11 protein-coding genes are annotated in these 14,566 nt (G+C 48.2%); 8 read left to right on the forward strand and 3 right to left on the reverse strand.

Annotated elements, in window-relative coordinates:
- Positions 1–154 precede the first annotated feature (154 nt).
- A complete protein-coding gene (locus DXD65_RS12750; protein WP_005830632.1) occupies positions 155–634 on the forward strand; it encodes a DsbA family protein in 480 nt (159 codons plus the stop codon).
- Positions 635–705: 71 nt separating this feature from the next.
- Here the strand turns inward: DXD65_RS12750 and DXD65_RS12755 are convergent, their stop codons facing one another.
- Positions 706–1,197, reverse strand: coding sequence for a 3'-5' exonuclease (locus tag DXD65_RS12755; protein WP_005830635.1), 492 nt, complete (start codon positions 1,195–1,197; stop codon positions 706–708).
- 106 nt (positions 1,198–1,303) lie between these two features.
- On the opposite strand from DXD65_RS12755, the gene DXD65_RS12760 reads away from it, so the two are divergent.
- The 4 genes from DXD65_RS12760 (at position 1,304) to topA (ending at position 9,187) form a co-directional block, all read left to right on the forward strand.
- The gene (locus tag DXD65_RS12760; protein WP_005834443.1) at positions 1,304–1,843 is read left to right on the forward strand and encodes an NUDIX domain-containing protein; all 540 of its coding nucleotides are present in this window, start codon (positions 1,304–1,306) and stop codon (positions 1,841–1,843) included.
- 104 nt (positions 1,844–1,947) lie between these two features.
- Positions 1,948–4,992: a tetratricopeptide repeat protein gene (locus DXD65_RS12765; protein WP_008662593.1), complete on the forward strand. Its 3,045-nt coding sequence runs from the start codon at positions 1,948–1,950 to the stop codon at positions 4,990–4,992.
- A 15-nt stretch (positions 4,993–5,007) separates the two neighbouring features.
- The gene (locus tag DXD65_RS12770) at positions 5,008–6,639 is read left to right on the forward strand and encodes a TonB-dependent receptor (protein ID WP_008662591.1); all 1,632 of its coding nucleotides are present in this window, start codon (positions 5,008–5,010) and stop codon (positions 6,637–6,639) included.
- A 145-nt stretch (positions 6,640–6,784) separates the two neighbouring features.
- Positions 6,785–9,187, forward strand: coding sequence for a type I DNA topoisomerase (gene topA, locus DXD65_RS12775; protein ID WP_117878815.1), 2,403 nt, complete (start codon positions 6,785–6,787; stop codon positions 9,185–9,187).
- A 141-nt stretch (positions 9,188–9,328) separates the two neighbouring features.
- Here the strand turns inward: topA and argS are convergent, their stop codons facing one another.
- The gene (argS, locus tag DXD65_RS12780) at positions 9,329–11,146 is read right to left on the reverse strand and encodes an arginine--tRNA ligase (RefSeq protein WP_117887703.1); all 1,818 of its coding nucleotides are present in this window, start codon (positions 11,144–11,146) and stop codon (positions 9,329–9,331) included.
- Positions 11,147–11,301: 155 nt separating this feature from the next.
- Complete coding sequence (locus DXD65_RS12785; protein ID WP_005830643.1) at positions 11,302–11,568, reverse strand: HU family DNA-binding protein; 267 nt, start codon at positions 11,566–11,568, stop codon at positions 11,302–11,304.
- A 246-nt stretch (positions 11,569–11,814) separates the two neighbouring features.
- On the opposite strand from DXD65_RS12785, the gene DXD65_RS12790 reads away from it, so the two are divergent.
- The 3 genes from DXD65_RS12790 (at position 11,815) to DXD65_RS12800 (ending at position 14,562) form a co-directional block, all read left to right on the forward strand.
- Positions 11,815–12,498 (forward strand): rhomboid family intramembrane serine protease, encoded by a 684-nt coding sequence (locus DXD65_RS12790; RefSeq protein ID WP_005830648.1) that lies wholly within the window; start codon positions 11,815–11,817, stop codon positions 12,496–12,498.
- Positions 12,479–13,369: a rhomboid family intramembrane serine protease gene (locus DXD65_RS12795; protein WP_117887704.1), complete on the forward strand. Its 891-nt coding sequence runs from the start codon at positions 12,479–12,481 to the stop codon at positions 13,367–13,369. Before DXD65_RS12790 ends, DXD65_RS12795 begins: the two co-directional genes overlap by 20 nt.
- Positions 13,370–13,461: 92 nt before the next feature.
- Positions 13,462–14,562, forward strand: coding sequence for an endonuclease/exonuclease/phosphatase family protein (locus DXD65_RS12800; RefSeq protein ID WP_117887705.1), 1,101 nt, complete (start codon positions 13,462–13,464; stop codon positions 14,560–14,562).
- Positions 14,563–14,566 lie beyond the last annotated feature (4 nt).

Consider the following 14,566-nt stretch of genomic DNA (forward strand, 5'->3'; position numbering starts at 1 on the left):
TAAATACAACGTTAAAAAAAGTCGTTCAGTCCCGTTAAAGCACCATGCCGTTTTTAAGTGTTGTAACTTCGCACCGTGGTCACAAAGAAACAGGTCTCGCTAACTGACGAGTGAACGAAACCGCAAGTAACAACCATTAAAAACAAAAAACATTATGGCATTTCGTTATGTAGTAAAAAAGAGAATGGTAGGCATTGGTACCAAAACCGAGAAGTATGTAGCTGCTTCTTATTCCGTAGCAAATATTGACTTTGATAGATTATGCGACCAGGTGACCAGTCAAGGGATGGTGCCAAGAGGTATCGTAAAAGCCGTATTGGACGGTATGATTGACGCACTCTGCACCTATGCCAGCATCGGTGCAACCGTACGGCTGGGAGACTTCGGAAGCCTCCGACCGGGATTGAACGGCAAAAGCCAGGAGGATGCAAAGTCTGTAACGGCTGATGTCGTTTACCGCCAGAAACTGATTTTCGTGCCGGGACAACGTTTGAAGAACATGATGAAACAATCGGGCATCACACGATTGGTAACCGGCTCTGAAATCGTGCCGGACAATGAAGAAAATCCCGGAGGAAACGAAAGCGGAGGCGGCGGCAATGATGGTGACCAAGGTGAAAATCCATTAGGATAAACTGATAGAGTTTTATCAAGGAAACAAACAATTCCACAGAGGAGGCTTCATGACAAGTCTCCTCTGTTTATTTATATGACCTGTTTCGCTATCCATGCACAAGCCTCAGCATCAGCCAACGCATGATGATGATGTTCCAACTGATAGCCACAGCAAACAGCCACTGTATGCAACTGATAGTTAGGCAATCCCTTTATAGCACGACGTGATGCCTGCAAAGTACAATAAAACTCATAATCCGGATAATCCATGCAGTAAGTACGGAAAACAGCTTTCAGGCAGCTTTCATCAAAGGCCTTGTTGTGCGCTACCAATGGCAAGCCTTCAATGCGTGGAGCTATTTCCTGCCACACAACGGGAAAGATAGGAGCATCCTGGGTATCTGCCAACGTCAGACCATGCACGCGGGTATTCCAATAAGTGTAATACTCCGGTTCGGGACGGATGAGGCTATAATAATGGTCCACAATCTCTCCATCACGTACGATAACCACTCCTACACTACAAACGCTGGTACGCTGTTCGTTGGCCGTTTCAAAATCAATGGCAGCAAAATCTTTCATCCGATATGGTTTTATAGTCGCCAAAGATACGAAAAATTCACTCTGTTCCTTTCATTCTACACCTGGTTTCCATTATCTTTGTCCCCCGGACAAAGGTTAAAATATCATGGAACATCCACTTTCGCAATTCAAATATTGTCCGAAATGCGGTTCAGCCCATTTCGAAGTTCATAACGAGAAGTCGAAGCAGTGCGCCGACTGCGGTTTCGTCTACTACTTCAACCCCTCTTCCGCCACCGTCGCCTTGATACTGAACGAGCGCGACGAGCTGTTGGTGTGCCGCCGCGCCAAAGAGCCTGCCAAAGGGACGCTGGACCTCCCCGGAGGCTTCATCGACATGACCGAGACCGGTGAGGAAGGCGTTGCCCGCGAAGTAAGAGAAGAAACCGGCATGAAGGTGGCAAAGGCCGAATATCTCTTCTCCCTACCCAATATTTACATCTATTCCGGCTTCCCCGTACACACGCTGGATATGTTTTTCCGTTGTACGGTGGAGGACACCTTGCACTTCGAGGCGATGGACGACGCGGCAGACCTCTTCTTCCTCCCCTTGAAAGATATCCGTACGGAAGAGTTCGGACTCGGCTCCATCCGCAAAGGAGTGGGTATCTTCCTGGAAGACATACGGAAGAACAAAAGTGAATGATTATTCGTTCCTATTATGGTATATATCCTAAAAAAGCCAAACAAGTGTAACATTTCCGGGTTAAAACCCGTATTTTTGTAAAATACCTATTCTAACAAAAGAAGATGAAACATAAAATCTCCCGAATATTGTGCACAGCACTCTGTTGCGCACCTTTACTCGCCTCAGCACAAACAAGCGAGAAGAGTACTTCTCCCAAGCGACTCTACCAGGAAGGACAAACGCTGTTCCAGCAAAAGGCCTATGCTGCCGCCATCTCCCCGTTGCAAGCCTATGTACGCCAGATGAATGCAGACGGCAAGCCTCTGCCCGATACCGGCGAGCGGCAAGAAGCGGAATACATGCTGGTATGCGCCGCATACGAGCTCAGAGACCCCAAAAGCATAGACCTGCTCCGCGCCTTTCTGGACGAATATCCTGATACTCCCCATGCCAACCGCATCTATGCATTAATCGCCTCCTCCTATTTCTTCGAAGGCAATTATGACGATGCCCTCGCCATGTTCAACTCTGCCCGCCTCGACCTTCTGGGTACCGAGGAGCGTGACGACATGACCTACCGCCTTGCCACCTGCTATCTGAAGACGGGCAATGTAAAGGAAGCAGCCATCTGGTTCGAGACCCTGCGCAGCACCAGCAGGAAATATGCAGCGGACTGTGCTTACTACATCTCTTATATCCGATATACCCAAGGACGGTATGACGAAGCGCTCAGCGGTTTCCTGCCTCTGCAGGACAATGCCAAGTACAAGAACCTGGTCCCCTATTACATCGCCGAAATCTACTTGCTGAAGAAACAGTACGACAAGGCGGAAATTGTAGCGCAAAATGCTTTGTCGGCCCACCCCGACGGTCTGAGCTACACGCACACGGCGGAGCTGAACCGCATCCTCGGTACAGCCGAATACCATTTCGGGAAATATCACGAAGCCATAAAGTCCTTCGAGCAATACCTGGAGCACAATGCCGAATCTGCCACTCATAGAAGAGATGCCCTCTACATGCTGGGTATGTCCTATTATCAATGCGGCGTGTATTCCCAAGTTCCTGCCATCCTTGGCGAAGTGACTACCGAGAACGACGCTCTCTCCCAAAATGCCTACCTGCACATGGGACTGGCTTACCTGCAACTGGCCGACAAGACCAAGGCACGTATGGCCTTCGAGCAGGCTGCCGCTTCCAATGCCGACCCGAAAATCAAGGAACAAGCCGCCTATAACTACGCCTTATGCATTCACGAGACCTCCTATTCCGCTTTCGGCGAATCGGTGACCGTCTTTGAGAAATTCCTAAACGAATTTCCAAACTCTCCTTATGCCGAGAAAGTCAGCAACTACCTGGTGGAAGTGTACATGAATACACGCAGCTACGATGCCGCACTCAAATCCATCGACCGCATCTCCCATCCCAGCAAAGCCATTCTGGAAGCCAAGCAGAAGATTCTGTTCCAACTCGGGACCCAGTCTTTTGCCAACACGCAGTTCGAGCAAGCCATCGGTTACTTCAACCAAAGCGTCACGCTGGGACAATACAACCTCCAGACCAAGGCAGACGCCCTCTACTGGCTCGGCGAGTCTTATTACCGCCTGAACCGGATGAGAGAAGCCGCCCGCAATTTCAACGAATATCTGTCACTCACCCGGCAGAGGGATACGGAAATGTTTGCCCTTGCCTACTATAACCTGGGCTACATCGCTTTCCACCAGAAAGACTATTCGACGGCAGAGAACCGTTTCCGCAACTTTGTCCAACTGGAGAAAGGTGAAAACCCGACCGCATTGGCAGATGCCTACAACCGTATCGGTGACTGCAACCTGCACGTCCGCCGCTTCGACGAGGCCAAGCAATACTATACAAAAGCAGAAAGTCTGGGAACACCTGCCGGAGACTACTCTTACTATCAGCTGGCCCTTGTAGCCGGCCTGCAAAAAGACTATTCCGGAAAGGTTACTTTACTGGACCGCCTTGCCGTCAAATATCCCAATTCGCCTTATGCCATCAATGCCCTTTACGAAAAAGGGCGCTCCTACGTACAGAGCAACAACAGCCCCCAAGCTATCGCCGCCTTCCGCGAATTGCTCGGCAAGTATCCCGAGAGTCCCGTCAGCCGTAAAGCCGCCGCCGAAATCGGTCTGCTTTACTACCAGAACGACGACTATGACCGTGCCATAGAAGCCTACAAACATGTAGTCACCCAATATCCCGGAAGCGAGGAAGCCCGCCTTGCCATGCGCGACTTAAAGTCCATCTACGTAGATGCCAACCGCGTGGACGAGTTTGCCGCCCTCGCCGCCCAGATGCCGGGAGAAATCCGCTTCGAACCCAGTGAGCAAGACTCGCTGACTTACATCGCTGCCGAAAAAGTATATATGAAAGGCGAAGCCGCACCTGCCAAAGAGAGCTTCACCCGCTATCTGCAAAGTTATCCGGGAGGCGCTTTCAGCCTGAATGCACACTACTACCTCTGCGTCATAGGCAAAGAGCAGAAAGATGACGAGGCGGTATTGGAACATGCCGGAAAACTGCTGGAATACCCCGATAACCCATATTCTGAAGAGGCTTTGCTGATGCATGGAGAAATTCTGTTCAACCGCCAGCAATATGACCTGGCATTGGCCGACTACAAGAAATTGCAGGCCAAAGCCACCACGGCAGAGCGCCGCCAGCTTGGCGCTATCGGTGTACTGCGCTGTGGAGCACTGATGCATGATGATGCGGAAGTCATCAACGCCGCCACAGCCTTGCTTGCCGAAGCCAAGCTGTCTCCGGAGCTCCGGAACGAGGCATTGTACTACCGTGCCAAGGCATACCTCAACCAGAAAGCCGACAAGAAGGCAATGGATGACCTTCAGCTGCTGGCCAAAGACACCCGTACCCTTTATGGAGCCGAAGCCAAATATCTGGTGGCATTACAATGGTACAACGCCGGTAATTATGCCTCTGCAGAAAAGGAAATCCTTAATTTCATCGACCAGAGCACACCGCATGCCTACTGGCTGGCACGCAGTTTCATCCTTCTGTCTGATGTATATGTAGCCATGGACAAGAAGCTCGATGCACGCCAATACCTATTGAGCCTGCAGCAGAACTACCAGGCCGATGACGATATAGCAAGCATGATTAACGAAAGACTGGAGAAATTGAAGTAAGAAATATAGCACATTATGAAAAAGATACAATATATCCTCGCAGGAACTATGCTTGTCTCCCTCTCTTTGGGAGCACAAGCCCAGACACAACCCCAAGACACCACCATGAACCGTACGGTAGTCGTGGAACAAGAATATAATCCGGACATCATGGACGCCTCCAAAGTGAACGTGCTTCCCAGGGTGGAACCTCCTACCGTCAGCAAAAAGGCGGTGGAATATGACGCCACCCTGATGCCGGCAACCCATATCCCGGCAGGTATCATGCAAGCCTATACCGGAAAAGAGACGCAGGCGAAAGCGCTGCCCGGATATGTACGCTTGGGATACGGTAACTACGGTAACCTCGATGTACGCGCCAACTACCTCTTCTCCTTATCCCCCAAAGACCGCCTCAACCTAACATTCACAATGGATGGCATGGATGGCAAACTGGACTTGCCGGATAATGGCGGGAAGTGGAATTCATTCTACTACCGTACCCATGCTGCCATGGATTATGTACATGCTTTCAGCAAAGTCGATTTGAATATTGCCGGAAAGTTCAACCAAAGCAATTTCAACTTCCTGCCCGACTTCGTCAGCAACAAGCAGAAATTCGTTTCGGGTGATGTACATTTCGGGGTAAGTTCCACGAGCGACGATATGCCTCTCCAATTCCGTGCCGAAACCAATTTGTTGGTCTACCAGCGCCAACACGACCTCATGGTGAGCAATATCAAAGAAAATATCGTGCGCACCAAAGCCGATGTCACCGGTTCCATCTCCGATGAGCAGACCATCGGCATGGCTTTTGCCATGGACAACACATTCTACAGCGACGGACGTTTCGAGAATCACACCGACGTAGACTTCAATCCATACTATCTCTTTCAGAATGACGACTGGAAAATACGTCTCGGCGCACACGTCGACCTGGCTTTCGGTTTCGGCAAGAAGTTCCGCGCCGCTCCCGACGTAGAAATACAATACATCTTCTCGGACAGCTACATCCTCTACGCACAAGGTAAGGGAGGACGGCTACAGAACGATTTCCGCCGTCTGGAAACCATTACGCCTTATGGCATTACAAACCAGCAGCTTGACAATACCTACGAACAGCTCAACGCAGCCATCGGCTTCAAGGCAAGCCCGGTCAGCGGATTGTGGTTCAACCTATACGGCGGATATCAAGATTTGAAAAACGACCTGATTGACACTCCGACTGTCAAGTCCGACGGGATAAGCAATGTTTACCTCACAGAAGATACCAAGAACCTCTACGCCGGAGCCGACCTGAGCTACAACTACAAGGATGTTTTCTATCTCGCCGCCAATGCCGTCTATCGCCATTGGACAACGGACTCAGACGGTTCTGATGTCGTAGTAAGCTTCAAACCGGCCGTAGAAGGCAATCTCAATCTCAAGGTACGCCCCATCTCCCCACTGCTTGTCGGCATCGGCTATCAGCACATCTCACGCCAGGGCGTGGAGGGCAACAAGGCGGACCCCGTCAGCAATCTCTATCTGAACGGCAGCTACGAACTCTTCAAAGGTATCTCCGTGTATGCGCGCGTGAACAACTTGCTGAACAAAGATTACCAGTACTACTGGGGATACCCTTCAGAAGGTCTTAGTTTCTTAGGCGGAGTAAGCTTCCTCTTTTAATAGGGGCAGCACAAGCCGGAGCTCTAAATTGAACAAAAAAGGTCATTTTTGCTAAATTCTCCTTATATTATAAGGTGGGAAGAATCTTTTTTTCCTACTTTTGCGGGCGAATTCAGTGGCGGGAGTCACTAAAAAACAGAAATTTATGCAGAAAAACCTTGTCATAGTCGAGTCTCCGGCGAAAGCAAAAACCATCGAGAAATTCCTTGGAAAAGATTTCAAAGTCCTTTCCAGCTACGGCCATATACGTGATTTGAAGAAAAAAGAATTCAGTATTGACGTAGACAAAGACTTCAAACCGCATTACGAGATACCGGCGGATAAAAAGAAAATCGTAACCCAGCTGAAAGAAGAAGCCGAGCAGGCAGAAACCGTATGGCTGGCTTCCGATGAGGACCGCGAAGGGGAAGCCATCGCATGGCACTTGTACGAAGTGCTGAAACTGAAGCCGGAACACACCAGACGCATCGTCTTCCATGAAATCACCAAAGGTGCCATCCTGAAAGCGATAGAAAATCCCCGTGACATTGACATCAACCTGGTCGATGCCCAGCAAGCCCGACGTATCCTGGACCGTATCGTAGGTTTTGAACTTTCACCGGTATTGTGGAAGAAAGTGAAACCTGCCCTTTCTGCAGGCCGTGTACAGTCCGTAGCCGTCCGTCTCATTGTAGAGCGCGAACGCGAGATACATGCATTCCAGACCGAAGCATCCTACCGTGTTACCGCCGTATTCCTCGTTCCGGACACTGACGGCAAAACAGTGGAAATGAAAGCCGAACTGGCGCACCGGCTTAAGACAAAGGCAGAAGCCCGGAAATTGCTGGAGAGCTGTAAAGCAGCCACGTTTACCATCAGCGACATCACTACCCGTCCGCTGAAGAAAACTCCCGCAGCCCCGTTCACCACCTCTACCTTGCAGCAGGAGGCTGCCCGCAAACTGGGCTTCACCGTGGCACAGACCATGATGGTGGCGCAACGTCTGTACGAATCCGGATTGATAACCTACATGCGTACCGACTCCGTCAACCTTTCCGAACTTGCCGTCAACGCCAGCCGTGAAACCATCTCCAACCTGATGGGCGAACGTTACGTACACAACCGCCACTTCGCCACCAAGACCAAAGGAGCGCAAGAGGCCCACGAAGCTATCCGCCCCACCTATATGGAGAATGCCAAGATAGAAGGTACCCCACAGGAAAGAAAGCTGTACGACCTCATCTGGAAACGTACCATCGCCTCGCAGATGGCAGATGCCGAAGTGGAAAAGACAACCGTAACCATTGCTATCAGCAACGAGACGGAGACTTTCACTGCAACCGGCGAAGTGGTGAAATTCGACGGTTTCCTCCGTGTCTACCGCGAATCATACGATGATGACGTAGAAACCCAGGAAGATGAGGCACGCCTACTGCCCCCTCTGAAAAAAGGACAGAAGCTCGAACATGAAGGTATCACCGCTACCGAACGTTTCACCCAACACCCTCCCCGCTACACGGAAGCAAGCCTTGTGCGCAAATTGGAGGAACTGGGTATCGGACGTCCGTCTACCTATGCTCCTACCATTTCCACCATCCAGCAACGCGAATACGTGATAAAAGGAGAAAAAGCTGGTGAAGAACGCACCTACAATGTGCTTAACCTGCAGGGTAATGAAATAACGGACAACAACCATACAGAAATCACCGGAGCCGAAAAGTCAAAACTGATGCCGACAGACACCGGTATTGTGGTCAATGACTTCCTGATAGAGTACTTCCCGGACATCCTTGACTACAACTTCACAGCGAGCGTCGAAAAGCAATTCGACGAAATAGCCGAAGGTGACAAGCAATGGACTGCCATTCTGAAAACATTCTATAAAAAATTCCATCCTTCAGTAGAAAACACACTTGCCGCGAAAACCGCCCACAAGGCAGGCGAACGGATTCTGGGAACAGACCCCGTCAGCGGAAAGCAAGTGTCTGTAAAAATCGGACGTTTCGGCCCAGTAGCACAGATAGGTACTGCCGAAGATGAGGAAAAGCCCCGTTTCGCTCAGGTGAAAAAAGAAATGTCCATCGAGACCATTACGCTGGAAGAAGCGCTGGAGCTGTTCAAACTTCCCCGTACTCTCGGAGAGTACGAAGGCAAGAATGTAGTCGTAGGTGCGGGACGTTTCGGACCTTATATCCAGAACAACGGCTTGTATGCCTCATTACCCAAGACAATGGACCCGATGACCGTTACGCTGGAAGAAGCTATTGAACTTTTGCAAAAGAAACAAGAAGCAGAAGCCCAGAAACATATCAAGAAGTTTGAGGAAGAACCGGAACTGGAAATCCTGAATGGACGCTATGGCCCTTACATCGCTTATAAAGGCAGCAACTACAAGATTCCTAAAGACATCATCCCTCAAGACCTGAACCTTCAGGCTTGTCTGGAAATTGTGAAACTGCAAAGCGACAAGGATACGGGCAAGTCTAAGCGGACTGCAAAGGCGGTGAAAGCAACGAAAACGACTAAAACAACCGCCAAGGCAACTGCCAAAACAAGCAAGACAAAATAGGACTTAGTCTACACGTATAAAATGGGAGAAAGGAGACGATAATTTAAACTTCTATTATTTCTACCACAAGAATAAATATTGCACTATAAAAAAATAAGCCCGAAGAAGTATCCTCGGGCTTATTCTTTTATAGTACAATGTTTACATCCTATCCGGCACCTCAATTCCCAGCAATCCCATACCTAAGCGTACCACCTTGGCTACATTCTCGGACAATGCAAGGCGGAATACCTTCACTGCTTCGTTCTCCTCACGCAGAATGCTGAAGTCATGGTAGAACTGGTTATATTCCTTCACAAGGTCATACGTATAGTTTGCAATGATGGACGGACTGTAATCCTCACCTGCCTGCTTCACAATAGCGGCAAAGTCGGCAACCATCTGTATCAGTCCCTCTTCCTTCTCACTCAGTTCAATGCCGGCAGGTAACTGGGCAGGGATTTCGATACCGGCCTCTTTTGCCTTGCGGAGAACAGACTGGATACGTGCATAAGTATATTGGATGAACGGTCCCGTATTACCATTAAAGTCGATGGACTCTTTTGGATTGAATGTCATGTTCTTGCGGGCATCCACTTTCAGGATGAAGTACTTTAAGGCACCCAGACCAACGATACGGGCGATATTGTCTGCCTCTTCCTTTGTCAGACCATCCAGCTTACCCAGTTCATTGCTGGTTTCCTTGGCTGTATCAATCATCTCCGCCATCAAGTCGTCAGCATCAACTACTGTACCTTCGCGGCTCTTCATCTTGCCCTCGGGAAGTTCCACCATACCGTAAGAGAAGTGCACCAACCCTTTACCCCATTCGAAGCCCAGTTTGTCGAGCAGGATGGACAATACCTGGAAATGGTAATTCTGTTCGTTGCCTACCACATAAATCATCTTGTCGATGGGATAATCTGCAAAGCGGAGTTTGGCAGTACCTATATCCTGCGTCATGTAGACGGATGTACCGTCCGCACGCAACAGCAGCTTGTGGTCCAACCCCTCACCCGTGAGGTCTGCCCATATAGAGCCATCTTCTTTCCGGTAGAAGAAGCCTTTCTCCAGGCCCTCCATTACCTTCTCCTTACCTTCGAGGTACGTGTTTGATTCGTAATATATCTTATCAAAAGTTACACCCATCATACGGTAAGTCTCGTCAAAACCTGCATACACCCAGTCGTTCATCTTCTTCCAGAGCGCACGTACTTCCGGGTCATTGGCCTCCCACTTTACCAGCATTTCACGAGCCTCCTTCATCAAAGGAGATTCAGCTTCCGCCTTGGCTTTGGCTTCTTCCTCATTCATGCCTTCGCTTTGGAACTTGGCCATCAGTTCTTTCACTTCCGCTTTATAATGCTTGTCGAAGGAAACATAGTAATCGCCAATCAAGTGGTCTCCCTTCTTGCCGGATGATTCGGGAGTTTCACCATTCCCGTACTTCTGCCATGCCAACATGGACTTGCAGATATGAATTCCACGGTCATTGACAATATTTGTCTTTACTACCTTATTACCGTTGGCAGCCACTATATTAGCCAGCGCATTTCCCAAAAGATTATTGCGTACATGGCCCAAATGAAGCGGTTTGTTGGTGTTGGGAGAAGAATACTCAATCATCACCAATGGAGAGTTGTCAGTAGCAGCCACGATACCGTACTGCTTGTCCGCATGAATGCCATTCAACAATTCTATCCACGCAGAGGAGGCAATGGTCAGGTTCAGGAAGCCCTTGATGACATTAAATGCTGCAACCGAAGGCTCGTTTGCCTGCAAGTATTCACCGATTTCCTGGGCCGTCTGCTCCGGTCCTTTCTTGGACATACGGAGGAAAGGGAATACAACCAGCGTGAGGTGTCCCTCAAATTCTTTCTTGGTTTTCTGCAACTGCACTTGTGCGGCAGGAACATCCTGTCCGTAAAGCGCTTTCAGTCCGCCGATGACGGACGATACCAGTTTCTGTTCTATATTCATGATTCAAATGTATTTTCCTGCGTGCAAAGATAGCGTAAACCGAAATCAGTACAAAACAAGCAGGCTTGTTTTTATGGCCTCACAAGATATTCAACATACAAAGAGGGGACGCTCTTTGTAAAACGTCCCCTCTTTGTATGTTGAGTATACTGTTCTTATTCAGCTGTCAATTCCGTACCTGGTTTGAATTTAACAACTTTCTTTGCAGCAATCTCGATAGGCTTTTTAGTAGAGGGGTTGATACCCATACGCGCTCCTCTTTCCACCACACTGAAAGTTCCAAAACCAACCAATGATACTTTATCACCGGCCTTCATTGCCTTAGTGACTGACGCGATAAATGCATCCAATGCTTTCTTTGAATCAGTCTTTGACAAACCAGACTCCGCTGCCATAGCGCTAATAAGTTCCGCCTTATTCATAATGCTTAAAATTAATTAATATGTTACACAAAAGATATTTTTACTTTTCATCACAAACCTCCACAAAAATAGAGCAATATTTCTGAATATCAAATAAAAACATTAAAAAAATATTGGAAAACAACGAAAAAGAAGGAATAGAATCTGCTTTTTCTGTTATAGAACAGAATTTATTCGTATTTTTGCCGGAGAAAGCAAAAACAGACAACTGTTTTTGAACTGTAAAATGAATTGAAACAACAGATTATGAATACTATACCTACTGTAACCAAAAACCTTTTAATCATTAATGTGCTGATGTTTCTGGGCACCATTGTCGCCCAAAGCTACGGCATCGACCTCGCCCAATATCTGGGATTGCATTTTTTCCTTGCCGAAGATTTCAATGCAGCACAATTGATAACATACATGTTCATGCACGCCGGATTCGCGCACATATTTTTCAACATGTTTGCTGTATGGATGTTCGGACGTATTTTAGAGCAGGTATGGGGGCCAAAACGATTTCTGTTCTACTATCTGGTGTGCGGTATAGGAGCCGGAATTATCCAGGAGGTGGTACAGTATATTCATTATGAGACAGTACTTTCCGCCTATGACAGCGTAAATACTGGCATGGCCATCATCCCGATGGAGGAATATCTCAATATGATGACTACCGTGGGAGCTTCGGGAGCAGTATACGCCATTCTGCTGGCATTCGGCATGTTGTTCCCCAACCAGCAAATGTTCATCTTCCCGTTACCGGTTCCCATCAAGGCCAAATATTTTGTTATCGGATATGCCTTGATTGAACTTTATGCCGGATTTGCAAACAGTGCAGGAGACAATGTGGCTCACTTCGCACATCTGGGTGGTATGGTATTCGGCTTTATCCTGATTATGTACTGGAGAAAAAAGAACAGAGGAAATGGCTACTATTATAACTGATTTGAAAGAAACCTTCCGTAGGGGGAACATTTATATCCAACTGATTTACATCAATGTAGCGGTATTCATACTTACTACGCTAACCGAAGTCATGTTCCAGTTGTTCAACCGGAGCATAGCAGGCGTATTCGAATGGTTGGAACTGCCGGCATCAGTCATACGCTTCATCCTGCAACCATGGTCACTACTGACATATATGTTCATGCATGCAGGATTCATGCACATTCTTTTCAATATGCTGTGGCTTTACTGGTTCGGTGCACTGTTCCTGAGTTTCTTCTCTGCAAAGCATCTCCGGGGTGTATACATTCTGGGAGGAATTTGCGGCGGTCTGCTCTATATGGCCGCCTATAACATTTTCCCGTATTTCCGTCCCATGACAGACTATTCTTTCATGCTGGGTGCTTCTGCCTCTGTACTTGCCATTGTAGCCGCCACCGCCTATCGCGAGCCCAACTATCCGATACGGCTACTGCTGTTCGGAACCATCCGGCTGAAATACCTGGCACTCATCGTTATAGGCACCGATTTACTGTTCATCACCTCCAGCAATGCCGGTGGACACATCGCACATTTAGGAGGTGCGCTGGCAGGGGTATGGTTTGCCGCCAGCCTCAGCAAAGGTAGTGACCTGACCTCATGGATAAACAAATGTCTGGATACCTTAGTTTCCATCGTCAGCTTCAAACCCAGAAAGCCGAAAATGAAAGTACACTACGGTACTGGCAAACAAAAAGATTATGATTACAACGCACGGAAAAAAGCCCAATCCGACGAGATAGACCGCATTCTCGACAAATTAAAGAAATCGGGATACGAAAGCCTTACTACAGAGGAAAAGAAAAGCTTGTTCGACGCGAGTAAACGTTAAACCAATGGAAAATGGAAAACGGAAAATGAAAAATGAGAATATAACCGCCACTCTTATTTTCAGTTTTCACCTTTCAATTTTCAACTATTATAATGAAGCATCTCGGTAATTTTGTCGCTCTCCTGATTTTAGCGGTCAATGCCTTATTTACGGGCCTATTACTGTTCACCGCCTATAGTCCGCACATCCAGCCGGTCACACATCCGGTGCAATCGTGCCTGGGGCTGACATTTCCCGTGTTCCTGATGATAAATGCCGGCTTCCTCATTTTTTGGCTGGTCATCCAGCGCTATAGGTCGGTTTTGCTGCCCCTAATAGGGATGTTGCTCTGCTATTCGCAGATACGCACCTATCTGCCCATCAACTTCCATACAGACCACTTACCGGAAACAAGTATCAAACTGCTCTCCTACAACATTATGGGATTTGACGGTGCCGCCAAACAAGATGGCAAAAACCCGATATTGACCTATTTGAAGGAAAGTGGCGCCGATATCCTCTGTCTGCAGGAATATTCCACAGTACAATCCTCAAAGCATCTTTCGCAAAAAGACGTAGAGCGGGAACTCAAGGCATATCCATACCACCGCATCAACACAGTGGGTAGCGGAAAGGGACATACCAACAAGATAGCATGTTACTCTAAATTTCCGATTCTCTCGTCACGCATATTGGATTATCCCAGCGAATACAACGGTTCGGTACTCTATGAAATCAAGATTGGGGAAGACACGGTTACCCTCATCAACAATCATCTGGAGTCCAACAAGCTGACCAAAGCCGATAAAGTCGTGTACGAAGACATGCTGAAATCTCCCGAAAAGGAAAAAGTGAAAAGCGGCGCACGCCTGCTCATACGCAAGCTGGCAGAAGCATCGGCCATCCGTGCCCCGCAAGCTGACACTATTGCACATGAAATAGCCGCTTCACCGCATCCTTACATTATTGTATGCGGCGATTTCAACGATACCCCCATCTCCTATACCCACCGCACCATCGCCCAGGATTTGGACGACGCATTCACCCAATCAGGACGGGGGCTGGGCATCTCCTACAACCAGAACAGATTCTATTTCCGGATAGACAACATACTGACAAGCAAGAACCTGAGAGCCTACAATTGTACAGTAGACCGCTCCATCAAAGAGTCAGACCACTATCCGATATGGTGCTATATCACTAAGAGATATTGAAAAT

The sequence above is a fragment of the Bacteroides sp. 4_1_36 genome (assembly GCF_003466325.1).
Lineage (GTDB): Bacteria > Bacteroidota > Bacteroidia > Bacteroidales > Bacteroidaceae > Bacteroides > Bacteroides uniformis.

Coding starts and splice junctions, on each gene's coding strand:
- DXD65_RS12790 (WP_005830648.1), top strand. CDS start 11,815: ATGAATACTATACCTACTGTAACCAAAAACCTTTTAATCATTAATGTG.
- DXD65_RS12795 (WP_117887704.1), top strand. CDS start 12,479: ATGGCTACTATTATAACTGATTTGAAAGAAACCTTCCGTAGGGGGAAC.
- DXD65_RS12750 (WP_005830632.1), top strand. CDS start 155: ATGGCATTTCGTTATGTAGTAAAAAAGAGAATGGTAGGCATTGGTACC.
- DXD65_RS12760 (WP_005834443.1), top strand. CDS start 1,304: ATGGAACATCCACTTTCGCAATTCAAATATTGTCCGAAATGCGGTTCA.
- DXD65_RS12800 (WP_117887705.1), top strand. CDS start 13,462: ATGAAGCATCTCGGTAATTTTGTCGCTCTCCTGATTTTAGCGGTCAAT.
- DXD65_RS12770 (WP_008662591.1), top strand. CDS start 5,008: ATGAAAAAGATACAATATATCCTCGCAGGAACTATGCTTGTCTCCCTC.
- topA (WP_117878815.1), top strand. CDS start 6,785: ATGCAGAAAAACCTTGTCATAGTCGAGTCTCCGGCGAAAGCAAAAACC.
- argS (WP_117887703.1), bottom strand. CDS start 11,146: ATGAATATAGAACAGAAACTGGTATCGTCCGTCATCGGCGGACTGAAA.
- DXD65_RS12785 (WP_005830643.1), bottom strand. CDS start 11,568: ATGAATAAGGCGGAACTTATTAGCGCTATGGCAGCGGAGTCTGGTTTG.
- DXD65_RS12755 (WP_005830635.1), bottom strand. CDS start 1,197: ATGAAAGATTTTGCTGCCATTGATTTTGAAACGGCCAACGAACAGCGT.
- DXD65_RS12765 (WP_008662593.1), top strand. CDS start 1,948: ATGAAACATAAAATCTCCCGAATATTGTGCACAGCACTCTGTTGCGCA.